Annotated in this window: 18 protein-coding genes; 9 read left to right on the plus strand and 9 right to left on the minus strand. The window is 73.1% G+C overall.

Annotated features, from left to right (window positions below):
• Window positions 1-10 precede the first annotated feature (10 nt).
• Entirely contained in the window at window positions 11-412 is a 402-nt protein-coding gene (locus ABZZ38_RS04800) for a VOC family protein (RefSeq protein WP_356735757.1), read from the minus strand.
• Between the two features lie 349 nt (window positions 413-761).
• Between ABZZ38_RS04800 and ABZZ38_RS04805 the strand changes: the two genes are divergently transcribed.
• From ABZZ38_RS04805 to ABZZ38_RS04815, 3 genes are all read left to right on the plus strand, one after another.
• The gene (locus ABZZ38_RS04805) at window positions 762-2,360 is read left to right on the plus strand and encodes an ABC-F family ATP-binding cassette domain-containing protein (RefSeq protein ID WP_356735759.1); all 1,599 of its coding nucleotides are present in this window, start codon (window positions 762-764) and stop codon (window positions 2,358-2,360) included.
• A gap of 311 nt (window positions 2,361-2,671) precedes the next feature.
• Window positions 2,672-2,893, plus strand: coding sequence for a helix-turn-helix domain-containing protein (locus ABZZ38_RS04810; protein ID WP_043439149.1), 222 nt, complete (start codon window positions 2,672-2,674; stop codon window positions 2,891-2,893).
• A gap of 117 nt (window positions 2,894-3,010) precedes the next feature.
• Entirely contained in the window at window positions 3,011-3,811 is an 801-nt protein-coding gene (locus tag ABZZ38_RS04815) for an enoyl-CoA hydratase/isomerase family protein (protein WP_356735761.1), read from the plus strand.
• Here ABZZ38_RS04815 and ABZZ38_RS04820 read toward each other — a convergent pair.
• Window positions 3,769-4,620, minus strand: coding sequence for a hypothetical protein (locus tag ABZZ38_RS04820; protein WP_356735763.1), 852 nt, complete (start codon window positions 4,618-4,620; stop codon window positions 3,769-3,771). The two genes, ABZZ38_RS04815 and ABZZ38_RS04820, sit on opposite strands and share 43 nt — an antisense overlap.
• Window positions 4,621-4,716: 96 nt before the next feature.
• Here ABZZ38_RS04820 and ABZZ38_RS04825 point away from each other — a divergent pair, with 96 nt between their 5' ends.
• The 5 genes from ABZZ38_RS04825 to amaP all read left to right on the plus strand — a co-directional run bounded on the left by ABZZ38_RS04825 (window position 4,717) and on the right by amaP (window position 6,987).
• On the plus strand, window positions 4,717-5,223 hold the full coding sequence (locus ABZZ38_RS04825) for an Asp23/Gls24 family envelope stress response protein (RefSeq protein WP_356735765.1): 507 nt from the start codon (window positions 4,717-4,719) through the stop codon (window positions 5,221-5,223).
• A gap of 25 nt (window positions 5,224-5,248) precedes the next feature.
• Window positions 5,249-5,440, plus strand: coding sequence for a hypothetical protein (locus tag ABZZ38_RS04830; RefSeq protein WP_356735767.1), 192 nt, complete (start codon window positions 5,249-5,251; stop codon window positions 5,438-5,440).
• Between the two features lie 112 nt (window positions 5,441-5,552).
• A complete protein-coding gene (locus ABZZ38_RS04835) occupies window positions 5,553-5,873 on the plus strand; it encodes a hypothetical protein (protein ID WP_356735873.1) in 321 nt (106 codons plus the stop codon).
• Complete coding sequence (locus ABZZ38_RS04840; RefSeq protein ID WP_356735769.1) at window positions 5,870-6,412, plus strand: DUF6286 domain-containing protein; 543 nt, start codon at window positions 5,870-5,872, stop codon at window positions 6,410-6,412. Before ABZZ38_RS04835 ends, ABZZ38_RS04840 begins: the two co-directional genes overlap by 4 nt.
• 5 nt (window positions 6,413-6,417) lie before the next feature.
• A complete protein-coding gene (amaP, locus tag ABZZ38_RS04845; RefSeq protein ID WP_356735771.1) occupies window positions 6,418-6,987 on the plus strand; it encodes an alkaline shock response membrane anchor protein AmaP in 570 nt (189 codons plus the stop codon).
• A 40-nt stretch (window positions 6,988-7,027) separates the two neighbouring features.
• On the opposite strand, the gene ABZZ38_RS04850 is transcribed toward amaP, so the two are convergent.
• The 6 genes from ABZZ38_RS04850 to ABZZ38_RS04875 all read right to left on the minus strand — a co-directional run bounded on the left by ABZZ38_RS04850 (window position 7,028) and on the right by ABZZ38_RS04875 (window position 14,681).
• Window positions 7,028-7,783 (minus strand): SDR family oxidoreductase, encoded by a 756-nt coding sequence (locus tag ABZZ38_RS04850; RefSeq protein ID WP_356735773.1) that lies wholly within the window; start codon window positions 7,781-7,783, stop codon window positions 7,028-7,030.
• Between the two features lie 4 nt (window positions 7,784-7,787).
• Window positions 7,788-9,572, minus strand: a complete 1,785-nt coding sequence (locus tag ABZZ38_RS04855; RefSeq protein ID WP_356735775.1) for a glycoside hydrolase family 15 protein — start codon at window positions 9,570-9,572, stop codon at window positions 7,788-7,790.
• Window positions 9,573-9,629: 57 nt separating this feature from the next.
• On the minus strand, window positions 9,630-10,433 hold the full coding sequence (locus ABZZ38_RS04860) for an SURF1 family protein (protein ID WP_356735777.1): 804 nt from the start codon (window positions 10,431-10,433) through the stop codon (window positions 9,630-9,632).
• A gap of 206 nt (window positions 10,434-10,639) precedes the next feature.
• Entirely contained in the window at window positions 10,640-10,876 is a 237-nt protein-coding gene (locus tag ABZZ38_RS04865) for a hypothetical protein (protein ID WP_078887695.1), read from the minus strand.
• Window positions 10,877-10,930: 54 nt separating this feature from the next.
• The gene (locus tag ABZZ38_RS04870; RefSeq protein WP_356735779.1) at window positions 10,931-11,923 is read right to left on the minus strand and encodes a DEDDh family exonuclease; all 993 of its coding nucleotides are present in this window, start codon (window positions 11,921-11,923) and stop codon (window positions 10,931-10,933) included.
• Window positions 11,924-12,053: 130 nt separating this feature from the next.
• Entirely contained in the window at window positions 12,054-14,681 is a 2,628-nt protein-coding gene (locus ABZZ38_RS04875) for an MXAN_6230/SCO0854 family RING domain-containing protein (protein WP_356735781.1), read from the minus strand.
• Window positions 14,682-14,952: 271 nt separating this feature from the next.
• Here ABZZ38_RS04875 and ABZZ38_RS04880 point away from each other — a divergent pair, with 271 nt between their 5' ends.
• Entirely contained in the window at window positions 14,953-15,663 is a 711-nt protein-coding gene (locus ABZZ38_RS04880; protein WP_356735783.1) for a VIT family protein, read from the plus strand.
• On the opposite strand, the gene ABZZ38_RS04885 is transcribed toward ABZZ38_RS04880, so the two are convergent.
• On the minus strand, window positions 15,660-18,746 hold the full coding sequence (locus ABZZ38_RS04885) for an NACHT domain-containing protein (protein ID WP_356735785.1): 3,087 nt from the start codon (window positions 18,744-18,746) through the stop codon (window positions 15,660-15,662). The two genes, ABZZ38_RS04880 and ABZZ38_RS04885, sit on opposite strands and share 4 nt — an antisense overlap.
• Window positions 18,747-18,812 lie beyond the last annotated feature (66 nt).

Consider the following 18,812-nt stretch of genomic DNA (forward strand, 5'->3'; position numbering starts at 1 on the left):
CCGGGCCGCTCTACTCCGCGGCGCCGGGGGCGTACGTCCCGAAGCTCCAGACGTTGCCCTCGGCATCCCGCGCCATGTAGTCGCGCGAGCCGTAGTCCTGGTCCGTCGGCGGCATCAGGATCTCCACCCCGTGCTCCACGGCGCGGGCGTGGTGCCCGTCCACGTCCTCCACGACCACGTACACCCCCACCGGGCCCGCGTTCGCCATGGCCTTCGCGAAGACGCCCTCCCGGCGCTTCGTGCCCAGCATCACCATGCCGTTCCCATGGGCCAGCTCCGAGTGGACGACGGAGCCGTCCTCGCCCTCGTACACACTCACCTCGGTGAAACCGAAGGCGTCCTTCAGCGTTCTGATGGCCGCCTTCGCGTCCTCGTACAGGATCGTCGGATAGATGCTCGGTACGTCCGCCATGCTGCTCACGCTCCGCTTCGGCTGCCGTTCGGGCGGGGGTCCGGCCTCTCGGCTGTGATCGGGGTCTCAGCTTCTTCCCAGTCTGGCACCCGCCACCGACGACGCCGCGCCGAGTGACCCCCGGCTCACCGGAAGGTGTCGTACGCCCCAGGTCACCCCGTCGGCCGCCGCCGCGCCGGCCCGCCCCCCGGGCCGTCCGGCGGCGCCCTCCGCGCGGCGCGCGGCCGGAAAAGAAGTTGCACCCGCCCGTTAGACTGGCCCGTATGGCCATTCTCCCTGTGCATTAGCCGGCGTCGAAGCCACCGCACCCGCCGTCCTTCCGCCGTCCGAACCGCCCTGGAGTCTGTCCGTGATCACCGCTTCCGGTATCGAGCTGCGCGCCGGTGCCCGCGTCCTCATCGAGTCCGCGTCCTTCCGCGTCGCCAAGGGCGACCGCATCGGCCTCGTCGGCCGCAACGGCGCCGGCAAGACCACCCTCACCAAGTGCCTCGCGGGCGAGGGCATCCCCGCCGCCGGCACCATCACCCGCTCCGGCGAGGTCGGCTACCTCCCGCAGGACCCGCGCACCGGTGACCTCGACGTCCTCGCCCGCGACCGCATCCTCTCCGCCCGCGGCCTCGACGTACTGATCCGCAAGATGCGGCAGAACGAGGAGCGCATCGCGGTCGGCCAGGGCGCCACCCGCGAGAAGGCGCTGCGGCAGTACGAGCGCCAGGAGACCGAGTTCCTCACCAAGGGCGGGTACGCCGCCGAGGCCGAGGCCGCCACGATCGCCCACGCGCTCGGCCTGCCCGACCGCGTCCTCGGCCAGCCGCTCCACACCCTCTCCGGCGGTCAGCGCCGCCGCGTCGAGCTCGCCCGCATCCTCTTCTCGGACGCCGACACCCTCCTCCTCGACGAGCCCACCAACCACCTCGACGCCGACTCGATCGTCTGGCTGCGCGACTACCTCAAGACGTACCGCGGCGGGTTCATCGTGATCTCCCACGACGTGGACCTCGTCGAGACCGTCGTCAACAAGGTCTTCTACCTGGACGCCAACCGCTCCGCGATCGACGTCTACAACATGGGCTGGAAGCTCTACCAGCAGCAGCGCGAGGCCGACGAGAAGCGCCGCAAGCGCGAGCGCCAGAACGCCGAGAAGAAGGCCGCAGCCCTCAACGCGCAGGCCGACAAGATGCGCGCCAAGGCCACCAAGACCGTCGCCGCGCAGAACATGGCCCGCCGCGCCGAGCGGCTGCTGTCCGGCCTCGACGACGTCCGCGTCTCCGACAAGGTCGCCAAGCTCCGCTTCCCCGATCCCGCGCCCTGCGGCAAGACCCCGCTGACGGCGGAGGGGCTGTCCAAGTCGTACGGCTCCCTGGAGATCTTCACCGACGTCGACCTCGCCATCGACAAGGGCTCGCGGGTCGTCATCCTCGGCCTCAACGGCGCGGGCAAGACGACCCTGCTGCGGCTGCTCGCGGGCGCCGAGAAGCCGGACACCGGCGAGGTCATCCCGGGGCACGGCCTCAAGCTGGGCTACTACGCGCAGGAGCACGAGACCCTCGACCCGGACCGCTCGGTCCTGGAGAACATGCGCTCCGCCGCCCCCGACCTGGACCTCGTCGAGGTCCGCAAGGTGCTCGGCTCCTTCCTCTTCTCCGGTGACGACGTCGACAAGCCGGCCGGTGTGCTGTCCGGCGGAGAGAAGACCCGCCTGGCGCTCGCCACCCTGGTCGTCTCCTCGGCGAACGTGCTGCTCCTCGACGAGCCGACGAACAACCTCGACCCGGCCAGCCGCGAGGAGATCCTCGGCGCGCTGCGCACCTACAAGGGCGCCGTCGTCCTCGTCACGCACGACGAGGGAGCCGTCGAGGCGCTCCAGCCGGAGCGGATCATCCTGCTGCCGGACGGGGTCGAGGACCTGTGGGGCGCGGACTACGCGGACCTGGTCTCCCTCGCCTGATCATCCCCGTATGGATCATTCGGCTTACGCGTGATCCTTCATCTGAGTGAGTGCGTCTCATACCGCGGCGTGGCACCGGGCGGATTCCCGTCCTCCGGCTCCACGCCGCGCACGCGTCCCACGCACCGCTCTGACCTGGCCGTTCGTCGCCGGGGTCGCCGCGCCGCCGATCTTCCGGTCGGCAAGGTGACCGTTCGGTGACCTTTTGGTGGCGAAACCTTGCGGCACCGACCTTGTCGAATGGCTGGCCATGTGGCGCCCGAGGGGTGATCATGAGAGTCCAGAGGCGCACTTCCCATGAGGAGGCACGGGTGGCCGAGACTCTGAAGAAGGGCAGCCGGGTGACCGGCGCCGCGCGCGACAAGCTCGCGGCAGACCTGAAGAAGAAGTACGACTCCGGTGCGAGCATCCGGGCGCTGGCCGAAGAGACCGGCCGGTCCTATGGGTTCGTCCACCGGATGCTCAGCGAGTCCGGAGTGACGCTGCGAGGACGTGGCGGCGCGACGCGAGGCAAGAAGGCCCCTTCGGCCTGATATCCGAGCAGGCTCGTCCGGCCCAATGGTTCCGGCAGGGCCACCCGGTCGATCGGTGTATCGGCCGGGTGGTTACTGTGCAGTCACTTATCCGCTGCACCGGACCCGGAGGCGCTCATGACCTCGCTCGACCCAGTCCTCGACGTGCTCGACAAGGACGGCGTACGGCTCACCGTCGAGAACGCCGTCGCCACGGTGACCTTGACCAATCCGGCCAAGCGCAACGCGCAGTCGCCCGCTCTGTGGCGCGCGCTCGCGGAAGCCGGCCGGTCGCTGCCGGGCAGCGTGCGGGTCGTGGTGCTGCGCGGTGAGGGCGTGTCCTTCTCCGCCGGGCTGGACCGGCAGGCGTTCACGCCCGAGGGCTTCGACGGCGAGCCGTCCTTCATCGACCTGGCGCGCGGCTCCGACGAGGACCTCGACGCGGTCATCGCCGAGTACCAGGAGGCGTTCACCTGGTGGCGCCGCAACGACATCGTGTCGATCGCGGCCGTCCAGGGGCACGCCATCGGGGCCGGCTTCCAGCTCGCCCTCGCCTGCGATGTGCGGGTCGTCGCGCAGGACGCGCAGTTCGCCATGCGCGAGACCGGCCTGGGCCTGGTCCCGGACCTGACGGGCACACACCCCCTCGTCGCGGCCGTCGGCTACGCCCGCGCCCTGGAGATCTGCGCCACCGGCCGCTTCGTCCACGCCGACGAGGCCGAGCGCATCGGCCTCGCCAACCTGGTCGTACCGGCGGACGAGCTCGACGGCGCCGTACGCGACCTGGCCGCCGCACTGCTCGCGGCGCCGCGCGACGCCGTCATCGAGACGAAGGCGCTGCTGCGCGGCGCGCAGGAGCGTACGTACGAGGAGCAGCGCGTCGCGGAGCGCGCCGCTCAGGCCAGGCGGCTGCGCGACCTGGCGGGGCTCTCCGACTGACCGACCCCGGTGACCAGCACGGTCACCGGCAACGCCCCACCGACGGCCGCCCGGACCGCCAGCGCCACGTCCAGCGCGCGGTGTTCCGGGGCGGTCGCCAACTCGATCCGGACGTGATCAGCGGCCCGGTGGACCGACGGCCCCAGCACGGACGTGAGCCGCGCCACCCCCGGCACGCCCACGGCCACGACCCCCGCGGGGTCGGCCACCCCGGGGTCCGCGGGATCCGACGCGCCCGCGACCGCGTCACCGGGATCCGCCGCCCCGTCCGCGGCGGCTGCCGGGCCGGCCGCGAGCGGGGAGCCGGACGCGGCGCCCGGCAGCGGGGTCTCCCGTGGATCGTCGGCGCTCGGGGCGCCGTTCCCCGCGGGCGTCACCTCACCGTCCTCCGGTGCGTCCGGTGCCGTGTCGAGCAGGGCCGTCACCCGCAGGTCCACCTCCGTCACCTCCAGGCCCAGCCGGTCCTCCGCCGCCGCGAGCAGGGCGGCGCGCAGCCGGGCGGCCAGGTCCGGGAGCGGTACGTCACCGCTCGTCGCGGCGAACTCCGCCTCGACGCGCAGCGGGCCGGGCGGCAGGGCGCCCGGTGGCGGCGGGACCAAAGGTGCCGGAAGCGCCCCCTCCTCCGTATCCGCCAGGCCGACGCGCAGCCGGCCGGGTGAGACACCCGGCACCCGCCACGCCGTGCCGCGCAGCACCGCGTCCGCCGCACGCTCCGCCAGCCAGGCCCCGTCCGCCGGGCCGCCCAGCGGGAGCAGCCGGCCGAGGCCGAGCCTGCTCCGCACCACCGTCGTCCATCCGTCAGCCGTCATCATTCCTCCAGCCTGCCGCATTCCTGGCGCATAACGGGCGAACCGCACTTAGTGTGGTCAACAGAGCCCAAACCCATCCGGAAGGGGCAAGCGGCGATGAGTGACACATCAGAGAGCGCACAGGGCGCACAGGCGGCGAAGGCCGCCCAGATCAGGGAGCCCGCCGCGGAGGCGTCCCGAAGGACCTCGTCCGTCCGGCGGGGCGGTGGCGGAGATCCGGCCTCACGCGGCCGGACCACCATCGCCGAGGGCGTGGTCGAGAAGATCGCCGGGCTCGCGGCGCGGGACGTCGAAGGCGTCCACGCCATGGGCAGCGGGGTGTCCCGTACCTTCGGCGCCGTGCGGGACCGGGTCCCCGGAGGCCGGGCCAGCGTGACGCGGGGCGTGAAGGTCGAGGTCGGAGAGGTGCAGACGGCACTCGACCTGGAGATCGTCGTCGAGTACGGCTACTCGATCCTCGATGTCGCCGGGGACGTCCGGGAGAACGTCATCTCCGCCGTGGAGCGCATGACCGGACTGGAAGTGGTCGAGGTCAACATCGCCGTGAGCGATGTGAAGCTGCCGGAGGAAGAGGAAGAAGAGCCGGAGACACGGCTCCAGTGACGACAGTTCGGCTGAGGAGCGCACGATGAGCATGTCGGTGGTCGGCCTGCTGGCCGGGATGGCGCTCGGATTCGCCGGTTACTTCGGCGGTTTCGGCGCGTTTGTGCTGGTCGCCGCGTTGGGGGCGGTCGGCTTCGTGGCCGGGCGGTTCATCGACGGAGACCTGGAGCCCGGGGACTTCTTCCGGGGCCGTGACCGCGACGACCGGCGGCGGTGACGCGGTGGCGGGGGCGACGGACACGCGCGGCACGGGCGAGGACGGCGGCACGGGCGCCGGCCCCGGCGACCCGGCCGGCCGCACCGAGGCGGCGGAGCGCGGAGCCACCGGCATCGCCGACCGGGTGGTGGCGAAGATCGCCGCGCGGGCGGCGCGCGAAGCGCTCGACGAGGTACCGGACGGCGGTGTGCCGGACGGCGGCGGTCCGCCGCACGCGTCGGTCGTCGTGCACCGGAACAGCGCCCGCGTCCGGGTCAGCCTGGAGCTGGGCTACCCCTCGGACATCGGCGGGCAGTGCGGGGCGGTGCGCCTCCATGTCGCACGGCGGGTCAAGGCGCTCGCGGGGATGGACGTGCCGGAGGTGGCGGTCCAGGTGGAGCGGCTGCACTCGGCGTACGCGGGCACCGGGGAGAAGCGCGGGAGGGTCCGATGAACGGGCGTTTCTGGTCCGCACGACGCGTCCCGGCCGCGCTGGTCGCCCTCCTGGTACTGGGCGGTGCGGGGGTGCTGCTGTACGACGCCGCGGCGGTGCGGGCCGGACGGCCGGGCATGCGCTGGCGGCGTGTGCTCTCCGAGGAGCTGGCGCGGCGGCCGCTCGACGACGGGTGGGTGCTCGTGGGCGCCGGGGTCGCGATGGCCCTGGGCCTGTGGCTCCTGGTGCTGGCCGTCACGCCCGGGCTGCGTTCCCTCCTGCCGATGCGGCGCGACGCCACGCCCGTACGGGCCGGCCTCGACCGGTCGGCGGTGGCGCTGGTGCTGCGCGACCGGGCGCAGACCGTGCCCGGGGTGCAGTCCGTACGGGTACGGTCACGGCGCCGCAAGGTCGCGGTGCGTGCCGTGGCCCACTTCCGTGAACTCCGGGCCGTGCACGCCGAGGTGAGCGCGGCGCTCGACGAGGGCATCGCCGAGCTGGGCCTGCAACGGCCCCCCGCCCTGTCCGTACGCGTCAGCCGCCCCGCGAAGAGGAGGTGACCGGCATGCTCCGTACCGTCAACCGCGTCCTGGTCGGTCTGGCCGGGCTCCTGCTGCTCTGCGTCGGCGGGGCGGTGCTCGCGGCCGGCCTGGACCTGGGCGTGCCGTCGTGGTGGCCGTGGCGCGGCCCCGACGCGGTGCTGCTCGGCGAGGCGCGGCGCGGCCGGGGCGAGTGGCGGTGGCCGGCCGCCGTCGCCCTGCTGGCGGTGCTGCTGGTGCTCGCGCTGGGCTGGCTGGTGGCGCAGCTGAGGCGGCGCCGGCTGACCGAGGTGCTGGTCGACACGGGCGACGGGGAGGGCGCGGTGCTGCGCGGCCGGGCACTGGAAGGCGCGGTCGAGTCCGAGGCCGCGACGCTGGAGGGGGTGTCCCGCGCCAGTGTCCGGCTCACCGGCCGCCGCACCGCCCCCGCCGCCCGGCTGTCCCTCCTGCTGGAACCCCACGCGTCCCCGGCCGACACGCTGTCGCACCTGACGACCGGGGCGCTCGCCCACGCCCGCACCTCGGCGCACCTGCCCGCCCTGCCCGCCGAGGCCCGTCTGCGCGCCGCCAAGCGCCGGCCCGGCCGCGTGACCTGAAGGCCCCGCCCCGTTGACGGGCGGCGGGGCCGGGGTCCGGTCAGAAACCGTGCCGGGCGCCGCCGTCGATCGGGACCATCACACCGGTCACATAGGACGCCGCCGGGGACAGGAGGAACACGGTCGTGGCGCCGAACTCCTCCGGGGTGCCGTAGCGGCGCATCGGGATGCGGGACTCACTGCCCGCGCGCGCCGCCGCGGCGTCGCCCGACAGGGCGTCCAGCTCGCGGACGCGGTCGGTGTCGATCCGGCCGGGCAGGACGCCCACGACGCGGATGCCGCGCGGGCCCACCTCGTTCGCGAGCGACTTGGCGAACCCCGCGAGCCCCGGACGCAGGCCGTTGGAGACCGTCAGGCCCGGGATCGGCTCGTGAACGGAGCCGGACAGCACGAAACCGATGACCCCGCCCTCGCCCAGCGACGCCGCTGCCGTGCGGGCCATCCGCACCGCGCCCAGGAACACCGCGTCGAACGCCGCCCGCCACTGCTCGTCCGTGGTGTCCGCCGCCGAACCCGGCGCCGGGCCGCCCACGCTGACGAGGATGCCGTCGAAGCGGCCGAAGTGCGTGCGGGCGGCGTCGATGAGACGCTCGGCCGCCGCCGGGTCGGCGTTGTCCGCGGCGACGCCCACCGCCCCGGGGCCCAGCTCGTCCGCGGCCAGGGCGATGGCCTTCTCGTCGCGCGACGACACGACGACCTTCGCCCCGTCCGCCACCAGCGCCCGCGCCGACGCGTTGCCCAGCCCTCGCGACGCACCGGTCACGACGTACACACGGTCCTTCAGTCCAAGATCCATACGCCTATCCTGCCGTGTCCTCCCGTGAGAACGCGAGGGCGGACCCCACCAGCCCGATATGGCTGAACGCCTGCGGGAAGTTCCCCAACTGCCGCCGCGACACGGGGTCGTACTCCTCCGCCAGCAGCCCCACGTCGCTCCGCAGCGTCAGCAGCCGCTCGAACAGCTCCCGCGCCTCCTTCCCGCGCCCCGTCATCCGCAGCGCGTCGGCCAGCCAGAACGAGCACACCAGGAAGGTCCCCTCACCGCCCGGCAGGCCGTCGACCGCGGGCCCGTCCGTGCTGTACCGGCGGATGAACCCGTCATGGCTCAGCTCGCGCCGCACCGCGTCCACCGTGCCCACCACCCGCGGATCGTCCGGCGGCAGGAAACCGACGCGGGGGATCAGCAGCGTCGCCGCGTCCAGGTCCCGCGAACCGTACGACTGCGTGAAAGTGTTCCGCTCGGGGTCGTACCCCTTCTCGCACACATCCCGGTGGACCTCGTCCCGCATCGCCCGCCACCGGTCCGGGTCACCGGGCAGCGACGGGTTCTCCTCCAGGGTGCGTACGGCGCGGTCGGCGGCGACCCACGCCATCACCTTCGAGTGCACGAAGTGGCGCCGGGGCCCGCGGACCTCCCACAGCCCCTCGTCGGGCTGGCGCCATGTCGACTCCAGGAACCCCAGCAGGCTCAGCTGGAGGTTCCAGGCGTGCGCCTGCGAGGGCAGCCCCGCCTCCCGCGCCAGATAGAGCGAGTCGATGACCTCCCCGTACACATCGAGCTGCAGCTGGCGCACGGCCGCGTTCCCGGTGCGTACCGGCCGTGACCCGGCGTACCCGCGCAGCCAGGGCAGTTCCGTCTCCGGCAGCCGCCGCTCACCCGCCAGCCCGTACATGATCTGGAGGTCCTTCGGATCGCCCGCCACCGCCCGCAGCAGCCAGTTCCGCCAGGCCGCCGCCTCCTCCAGGAACCCGGCCGACAGCAGCGCGCCGAGCGTGAGCGTCGAGTCGCGCAGCCAGCAGTAGCGGTAGTCCCAGTTGCGTACGCCGCCGATCTCCTCGGGCAGGGAGGTCGTCGGCGCGGCCACGATCCCGCCCGTCGGGGCGTACGTCAGGGCCTTCAGCGTGATGAGCGAGCGGAGCACCGCCTCCCGGTAGGGCCCCTCGTACGTGCACTGTCCCGCCCACGCCTGCCAGTCCTCAAGGGTGTGCTCCAGCGACTCGTGCGGGTCGATGAGTCCGGGCCGGGGCTGGTGCGACGGGTGCCAGGTCAGGACGAACGCCACCGTCTCGCCCGCGCCGACCGTGAAGGACGAGCGGGTGCTGTACTGCTGGCCCCACGTCTTGACCTCCGGCTCGCTGCGCAGCCATATCGAGTCGGGCCCGGCGATGGCGACCCGGTGCCCGTCCGTCCGGCGCATCCACGGCACGACCGACCCGAAGTCGAAGCGCAGCCGCAGCACCGCCTCCATCTCGACCCTGCCGCTGACCCCCTCGACGATCCGCACGACATCGGGCGCCTGGTCCCGCTGGGGCATGAAGTCGAGGACCTTGACCGTCCCTGAGCGCGTCTCCCACAGTGACTCCAGCACGAGGGAGTCGCCCACGTACCGCCGTCGCGTGCACGTCTTCGCGCCCGCCGGGGCGATGCGCCAGTGGCCGTTGTCCTCGTCGCCGAGCAGGGCGGCGAAACAGGCGGGCGAGTCGAAGCGCGGCAGGCACAGCCAGTCGATCGAACCGTCCTTGCCCACCAGCGCGGCCGTCTGCAGATCGCCGATGAGGGCGTAATCCTCGATGCGTTGCGTCACGCTCTGGCGTCTTCCCGCACCGACGATCGGCCAATCAGCGCCGGGGCCGACGCCCGGTCAGCGCGGGAGGGCGGAGTGCTCGGCCGGGGGAGCGGTGGCCGGCGTCCCGGCGGCGGCCGTGGCACGGTCCCGCTTCTCGCGGCGGACCAGCACCACCCAGCCGACCGGCACGCCCGCGGCGAACAGCCACCACTGGACCGCGTACGCCATGTGCGCGCCGATGGAGTCGTGGTCGGGCTCGGGGATCAGCTCGGGGAGGTCCCCGGACGGCTCGGGCGCGGTCTGCTCCACATAGCCGCCGAGCACCTCGCGGCCCAGGCTCCGCGCCTGCTGCTCGCTGTTGATCAGCATGACCTGGCGGTCCGGCAGACCGCTGAGGTCCTTGATGCCGCTGGCGCCGGACGTCTCATCGGCCTTGAGCCGGCCCGTGACGGTCACCTCGCCCCTGGGGGCGGGCGGTACGTCGGGGAAGGACATCTGGTCGGCGGCGGCCGGGACCCAGCCCCGGTTGACCAGCAGCACCCGGCCGTCGGTGAGGAGGAGCGGGCTCAGGACGAAGACGCCGACCTTGTCGTCGGCGTTGGTGCGGCGGCGTACGACGACCTCGTGGGCGGTGTCGAAGGTGCCCGTGGCGGTCACCTGGCGCCAGTAGTCGGAGCGCGGGACGGTGTGCCCGGGGGAGGTGAGCTCCGTCACCGGTACCGGCTTCGCCTTGAGGTTGTCCGCGATCAGGGCGTTCTGGGCCACCCGGTGCTCGTGCCGGTGGAACTGCCAGAAGCCCAGCTCGATCATCACGGGGATGAGGACGAGGGCGATGAGGGTGAGGATCACCCACTGCCGGGACAACAGGAAGCGGTACACGGCTTCGACCGTACCTCCTGGTGCCCGGGGCCGGGATGGCGGGTCCCGCCCGGGCCGGGTGCGACGGCCGTCGGCGCGGAGCCGGGTCCCGCCCGTACGGCCGGGGTGGCCAACGGGGGCCACGCCCGCGCCGGCGGGGAGCGTGCGCCGCCGGGCCCGCCCGCCGCCGGGGCCGGACCCCGCTCGTCGCCGGGGCCCGCTCGCGGTCACACTTTGTCGACGATGCCCACCTGGCCCTTCTCCGCGCGGGCGCAGTGCCCGCCGCAGAACCACTGACCGTCGACCTCGACGCCCTGGCCGATGATCTGAACCCGGCAGTGTTCACAGATGGGCGCCATGCGGTGGATGGCGCAGGCGAAGCAGTCGAAGACGTGCACCGCGCCCTGCGCGTGCACCTCGAAAGACATGCCGTAATCGTTTCCGCAGACCTCACAACGTGCCATGCGCCACAGGGTGCGACGCGCGGCGGCGCAACGGGCGACGCAACGCCCGGGCCGTCACTCGTCTGCCGACTCCCCGGCGGGTGCCACATCCCGCAGCAGATGGGTGAAGGCCGCCTCGTCGACGATCGGCGTGCCGAACGACTTGGCCTTGACCGTCTTCGACGTCGTCGCGTCCGGGTCGTTGGTGACCAGAAGACTCGTCAGACGCGACACGCTGGACGCGACGTGCAACCCCGCCTCGACCGCGCGGTCCTCCAGCAGCTCCCGGTCCACGGACGTATCGCCCGAGAACGCCACACGCATCCCCTGCTTGAGCGGTTTGTCCGCTTCGTATCGCCCGGGGTTCGGGTACGGGCACGCCGGCCGCTTCCGGGAGGGCCGCCAGCTGTTCTGCCGGTACGGCCCCGTCGCCTGGTGGCCGATGCGCGGCACGGGCGGCGCCGGCGACCACTCGGTGAGCGGGCGGCACTCCAGCAGCGGCAGCCGTACGCCCCGCTCGGCCGCCGCGTGCAGACTCGGCCGGAACGCCTCGGCCAGCACGCGCGCGTCGTCCAGCGCGTGGTGCGCGCGCTGCTGTACGACACCGAAGTGGGCGGCCAGCGACTCCAGCTTGAGGTTCGGCAGCGGGAGCGCCAGCTCCTTGGCGAGTGCGATCGTGCACAGCCGCTGGCGCACCGGCGCCGTGCGCTCCGCGCGCGCGTACTCCCGGGCGATCATCGACCAGTCGAACATCGCGTTGTGCGCGACGAGCACCCGGCCGTCGAGCCACTGCGAGAACTCGGCGGCGATGTCCGAGAAGAGCGGCGCCCCTTCCAGGACGTCGCTCGTGAGCCCGTGGATCCACACCGGGCCCGGATCCCGCTCCGGATTGACCAGCGTGTACCAGTAATCCTCGACGTCGCCCTGGGCGTCGAGCCGGTAGACGGCAGCCGACACTATCCGGTCGTCGCGGGCGAGGCCGGTGGTCTCCACGTCGACGACCGCGTACCCCTGCGGGTAGGCGGTCGGCCACGCTGCTGCTGTCATACGGTCATCAAGCATGGTCACTGAGAATAGAGGCCGCCACTGACAACGCCGCCCCCGGCATCCCCCGCGGGGGCGCCGTGTTGACGCCGGGCGCCCCGACCGCGGCCCGCCGTACGGGCGTTGACGCGGCCCCGCGCCCCGCCCGCGGTGGTCAGCCGAGCGGTGTGACCAGGTCCCCGGCGGAGGCCGGTTCCAGGCCGCAGCCGTCGACCGGCCCCGGCAACAGCCGGTAGACCGTTCCCGACGCGCCCTCCGGCGCCACCGTGCCGTCCACGAGCGCGAGCAGCACGTGCTTGCCGGCCGCGGCCTTCGCGGCGAGCGCGGCGGGATCGTCCGCCGCCCGGCGCACGTCCGGCGCCCGGTTCGCGCGGATACGCCGCGCGTAGTTCCCCGTCGTCTCACCGAGCCGCCGCGAGAAGTACCGCAGCTCGCCGTCGCCCACGACGACCGTCTCCTCCGCCCGCGCGGCGGCGTGCCAGACCGCCAGGTCCCACAGGGTGGTACGCCCCGCGGCGAAGTACTGGAACAGGTCCCTGCCGATCCGGCCCAGGTCGGCGCCGTGCCGCGCGACACTGTGGTAGCCACCGGCCGGCGGCAGGTGCAGGTCCGTCCACAGGAACGTGCCCCGCTCCAGGTCGACCAGCATCGGCACATGGATCCGCGAATCGCCCACCAGGTCGTAGCGCTGGCGTACCGTCCTCGGGTCGTACCGCGAGCTCCTGGCTTCCTTCGATCCCGGCGCCATGAAGCCCGCGAACACGTCGACGAGCCGGTTGAACGGGATGTCGTTGAAGCTGAACACGATGGGCACGGCGAACCGCACCCCCGCCCGCGCGAGCCCCGCCCGGTCGAGGTCGACGTACTCGGTCGCCCCGTCCGGCGCCGGAGCGGACGTCAGGTCGCCGGAGTGTACGGCGGCCCGCCCGCCGTACACCAGGCGCGTGTAGTCGCACAGGCCGACGTACGTCCAGTCCGCGTCGAACAGCGCGACCGACAGGTCCAGGTCGACCCGGGTCGCGGGCGGCTCCGTCCAGTGCAGGAACAGGCGCAGCACCTCCCCCTCGGGCAGCGGCTGCGTGCTGCCGCGCGGAACCGACACCAGGGCCTTGGCCGCCGCGCCCTCCGCCGACGGGACCATCAGCCCGGAGAGGCCCGCGTCCAGCACGGCCAGCCGGAACCGGGACCGGGTGGACAGGCGGCGCAGCGCCTCGCCCTCCAGCAGCCCGCCGACCCGCTCGGTGACGGCGGCCGGCAGGGGCGCGCGCGTGTCGTCGACCGCGTACGAGTGGGTGACCCGGCCGCGCGGGAAGAACACCCGCCGCTCGCCCGGAAGATGGCGGGCGCTCAGCTGACCCAGGGCGGCGAGCAGCGGACCGGGCCCGGCGCCGGGCAGCGCACGCCACAGCGTCGCGGCGAGGTCGTCGCAGACCTCCCCGGGCGCGCGGTCCCCGCGCAGGCCCTTTTCCGGCGCGCCCTCCAGGCGCAGCAGGTGGTCCAGACGGCGCAGCAGCTCGCCGGGGCGCTGCGCGAGCAGCCCGAGCGCCGCCTTGCCGTCCTTCGCGCGCAGCGCCTCCTCGACGCGCCCGCTCCACGTGTTGCCCTTGACGCGCGTACCGTCCAGCCGTACGGCGCGCGGGTGTTCAGCGGCCGTGCGCCGCAGCTCCTCGCCGAAGGAGACCGCGGAGGTGTCGGTGGCGCGCAGCACCGCGAACGCGAGCGCCGCCTTCGGGTGGCGGCCGTGCTCCTCGTACGGGTGGAGCGTCTCGGCCGCCCGCTTCCACAGGCCCGGGTGGCGCAGCACATCCTCGACCAGCGACTCCGCGGCCAGCCCGTCCAGTACGGACAGCAGCAGGCGGCGCAGGGCGCGCGGCAGCGAACGGAAGCGGCACCGCTCCAGCAGGTCCGGCTCGCCCCCGGACAGGACGGCCAGCAGCCGCAGCACATCGGTCGCGGTGGTCAGCCAGGTCTCCAGCAGCGGGCGCACGGTGTCCCGGGTACGCGGATCGAGCAGCAGCCGGCCCAGGAGCAGCGCTTTGGTCTCCCGTACGGGGATGTCGTCCGGCAGCCGGTCGAGCTCGGGCGGCGCGTACGCCAGGAGGACGTCCAGGTCGTCCCTGTCCTGCGGCGGCAGCGGTGTACGGCGGGCCAGCAGGGTGTCCAGCGCCGCGGCGGCGTCGGCGGACCGGTCGGTGCCGAGGTCCAGCAGGCGCAGCGGGCCGGACGGCACGTCGGGTGCCCCGCCGGCGTCCTTCACGCGCGCGTGGTGCGGCTGAGTCGGCATCAGGAAGGGGTCGGCCGGGTCGATACGGCGGTGGCAGACCGGGCAGCCGGAGTAGTCGGTGCCGTCCCAGCAGAGGTGGCACACCAGGTGGGCGCACGGCGCCACCGGGTGGACGGCGCCGACCCGGCCGCACAGCACGCACGGCTGGTCGGGCCACTGGAGCAGCAGCGTGAACACGCGGTCCACGAAGAGCTGGAACGTGTCGTCCGGGACGGACGCCGGGAACCCCCGGAACAACGGCATATGGGTGCGGTCCGCGCCCAGTTCGGCGTCGATGAGGCCCAGCAGCTCCTTGCCCGCGTCCGCGAGCCCGGTCGGTCCGAGCCCGCCGAGGGCGGCGCGCAGCCGGGCCGTCGGGGCGAACCCGCGCTCCAGGAGCTCGGCTTCGAGGGCGACGAGACCCCGGGCGGTCGCGGTGTCGGCCGGGCGTGGCCCGGACCCGTCGACGTACACCGTACGAAGGCGGCGGAGCAGAACGGGCGTCAGCGACGACTGCACGGACAAACACATCCCCCGGAAAGACTGAAGACCGGAGCCGGAACCGGCAACCGGAATCGATGAAGCGGGGACGGAGAGTGAACGCGCTACGGATTCTTCTGGAGAGAAAGAGAGAAGGAAGCACGGTTGCGGAGCCGTCCCCGCTGATCACGACTCTAGGGAACGTCCGTACGGCGCCGCCACCGAATTGGCTGTTCCGCCGCCCGTCGACCGATGCGCCCCAGGCGGGTCGGTGCCCCTCCGGTGAACACCCGGGTGAGACCCTCCCGCGGTGACCGACACAGCGCACGCGGAGGACCACGGCGGAGGCCTCGGCACCCGCCTCAACTGGCTGCGCGCCGCCGTCCTCGGCGCCAACGACGGGGTCGTCTCGACCGCGGGACTCGTCGTCGGCGTCGCGGGCGCCACGGACGACCGCGCCGCACTGCTGACCGCGGGCCTGGCCGGCCTGTTGGCCGGGTCCATGTCCATGGCGGCCGGGGAGTACGTCTCCGTCTCCACGCAACGCGACTCGGAGAAGGCCGCCCTCGCCGTGGAGAGGAGGGAACTGCGCGAGCAGCCGGAAGCCGAACTCGACGAACTCACGGACCTGCTGGAGGCTCGTGGCCTGTCCCGCGACGTCGCCCGCGAGGCCGCCGAACAGCTCACGGAACGCGACGCGCTGCGCGCCCACGCGCGCGTGGAGCTGGGTATCGACCCCGACGAGCTGACCAACCCCTGGCACGCGGCGGCGGCCGGCTTCGTGGCCTTCACGGCCGGCGCCCTGCTCCCGCTCCTCGCGATCGTCCTGCCCCCGTCCCCGGCCCGCCTGTACGCCACCGTGGGCTCGGTCCTCGCCGCCCTCACACTCACCGGCTGGTCCGGCGCCCGCCTCGGCGACGCCCCGCCCCGCCCGGCGATCCTGCGGAACGTCGGCGGCGGAGCGCTCGCGATGGCGGTGACGTACGGGGCGGGGTCGCTGCTGGGTGCGGCGGGCGTCTAGAACCGGACGACCCGGTCGGGCGGGAACCGCTCGGTGCCGGTGACCGGGGTCCGGCGGCTGATTCCGATGGTCAGCTGGTCCATGTCCGCGAGCGGGCCGAGGTCGATCGGGCGGTTGGGCTGGCTGTTCAAAACCCACAGTGTTGTCAACGAGGGCAGGTCCCGCAACGAGTCCAGAGCATTCGGAGCTTCGCACTCCTGCAGGAAGAGTTCCTTGAGCCGGGTGAGGCCCGCGAGCAGGTCCAGCCGGAGCGGATCCACCTGGTGGAGAGTGAGCCTCTCCAGTACGGCCAAGGAAGGTATCCGGGACAGCCGGCGGAGCTGGGTGGTACCTGTGAGGGTGAGTGCGGTGAGCCCGGGCCACCGCTCCAGCCCGTCAAGATCGATGTAACGGGCCTGCTGGAACAGCGCGAGTTCGGTCAGCTGCGGGCCGATCGGCAGTTCGTCCACGCTCTCGATAAGCAACGGGTGGTTGAGCACGAAGGTCCGCAGATCGGGCATGTCGATCAGGGGTTCCACGCAGACGTCCGGATGAACGTTGAAGATGCCCAGCGCTTCGAGTCCTGGTCTGGCGAGGTGGCTGATGTCACGCACCTGGGGACACGAGCTGAGCCTGACGTCCTTGAGCTGTGGGAGGGAGGTGAGCGGGGACAGATCCGTGAGCACCTGGTTGGCGTAGAGGAAGAGTCCCTCGGGATCTTTCAGCACAAGGAGAGGGGTGAGATCGGCATGTGGACCGTTCACACTCACGCGGCGGGCGTGGGCCACGTGCCGCAGGGCGTCGAGCTGTTCAGGGGAATGCACGTGCAGGTAGCTGTTGTCCCACGCGTGCGCCGTCAGCACCTCGCGGGCGTACGGCTCCGTGTCGAAGGAGCCCCAAGCCTGTGATAATTGGAAAGCGACCCGGAGACGGTGATCCCCCCGGAACCGGGAGACGACCGCGAAGGCCGCGTCCCCCTTGAAGCACGCCGCCGTCCGCACCACCGCCGCCGCTGTCTCGTCGTCCAGCCCCTCCGGTCCCGGAAGCAGCTCCAGCACCAGCTCACCGGCCTTCGCGAGCTCCTCCGCGTCCTCGATCGAACGCGGCGGCACCAGCTCCGTGGCGCGGGCTTCCACCTCCCGTCGCACCTCCGGATCGAGCTCTGGGGCGTGCTCAAGGCTCGCCGCGGCCAGGAGGACCAGCCGGTGGCGCAGGCGCGGCGCCCGGTCGGCGCGCCGCAGGAGCTGCCGCAGCAGCCGGGCGCGCTCTTCCACGCGTGCGTGGCCCACGGCCATGCGTACGACGTCGTCCCACTGGTCGTCGTGCGCGTTGCGCACCAGCACGCCGAAGTCCCGGGACTCCACCGCCGCCTTGGCTCCCAGGTAGTCCTGGAAGGTGCGGTGGACGAAGTCGACCGCGTGCGGTACCGGTTCGCGCAGGAGCCCGCTGCGGATCAGCAGATGGCCGAAGACGGTGTCCGGGTCTGCCGTCACCTGCGGCATCGTGGTGAGCCACTCGCCCAGCATCTCGACAACCTCGGATCGGTGCGCCTGCGCCTGGCCGTTGCGGATCAGCCAGTACGCCAGCCGTTGCAACAACGCCGTCTGTTCGTCCCGCGTGAGTGAGACGCCCTCCACACAGGTGATCTCCCGCTCCATGTCCCGCCGGACCAGCAGCATTTCCAGCGCCGCGTCGTACAGCTCCTTGCGGGCTCGCGGCAGATGCATGCGCCGGTCCCGGTTCAGCGCGCAGAGCAGGGCGCACATGAGCGGGTTGGTGGCCAGCCGCCCCAGGTCCCGCCGGGTCGTGACCGCTTCGACGAGGGACTGTTCGTAGGTGTCGAGGAGTGTGGCCTCCGCCGGGTTCTCCAGGCGTGCCGACGCGTGCCAGTGGGCGACGAACGCCCGGGTGTCCTCGCGCTCCATGGGCAGCAGCGAACGGGCCACGAAGCCCTGGGCCGCCAGCCAGTCCTCCGGTACCGCCGACGGCCGCGTGGTGACGACGTACCGTGCCGCCGGGAACGCGGCGATCAGCGACTTGAGCCATGCCTCCGTACGGTTGCGCAGCCGCATCGGCACCTCGTCGACGCCGTCGACCAGCACCAGCGCTCGCCCGGACGCCATCAGCGACTCCGTCCACCCCGCCGGTGCCGAGCCGTGCAGCGGCACGCCCGCCGCGCGCAGGAAGTCGTCCGGCAGGGGCAGTGCCTCCGACGCGGCGAAGGCGCGCAGTCGCAGCACGAACGGTACGCACCGGTTCCAGTCTGCCAGCTCGGCGGGGAAGGTGCGCCGCGCCGCGTTGAGCGCGAGCCACTGCACCAGCGTCGACTTGCCGGAGCCCGCCGGGCCGCGCAGCAGCACCCGATCGGACTCGGCCAGCGCTTGCTCGGCCGTGACCCCTGCGCGGCCCGTGCGCGGCAGGTCCATGCCCTCCCGCCGGTCGGGCGACGCGTTGCTCACCGCCAGGCTGAGGTAGGCCGTGTCCAGCGGCCACTCGCTCGCCGACCGCCCCAGCGTCAGCCCGAACAGCTCCAGCCGCCCGTGCGTGACCGCCACGTAGTCCGCGTACCGCTGCTCGAAGTCCAGCGCCACCGCGTTCGGACGACGGGCCCCGGCAGCCAGGTCCGCCACCAGGGCGTGCGTACGGCCCGCCGCGCGGGACTGCTCGACCGCCGCCCGGGCGGGGAAGGACGGGTGGGCCGTCAGCTGTTCCACCACGTGCGCGCAGCACAGGGACAGCAGCTCCTCGTACAGGTCCAGCGCCCGTGAACTCAACCCGGCTGCGGGGGAGCGCAACTCGTCGCGCAGCCGCTCCGGGTCTAGGTCCAGCCGGAAGAGCCGGTCCGCGTCGATCTCGCCCGCCGCGGCGAAGCTGCCCCGTACCGCGTCGGCCGCCGCCAGCCGCTCGTGCTCGGGCAAAGCGCCGTACGTCTCCGTCAGACGGCCGGACAGGACCTTCACCAGCCGGTCGGGCCCGGCCGGCCGGGGGAGGGGCCGCAGCGGGCGGTCGACCAGGCCGGCCCCGGTTCCCGACCGGGGCGTGATCAGCGACTTCGCGACCGCGCCCAGCACCGCGCCCGCGAGCCGGGTGACGACAAGTTCCATACTCTGCACGGTGGTTGCTCTCCCCATGGACGGCCCGATGGGATCGTACGACGCCGTGACCGGCGC

This window comes from Streptomyces sp. NPDC006368 (assembly GCF_040612535.1).
GTDB lineage: Bacteria > Actinomycetota > Actinomycetes > Streptomycetales > Streptomycetaceae > Streptomyces.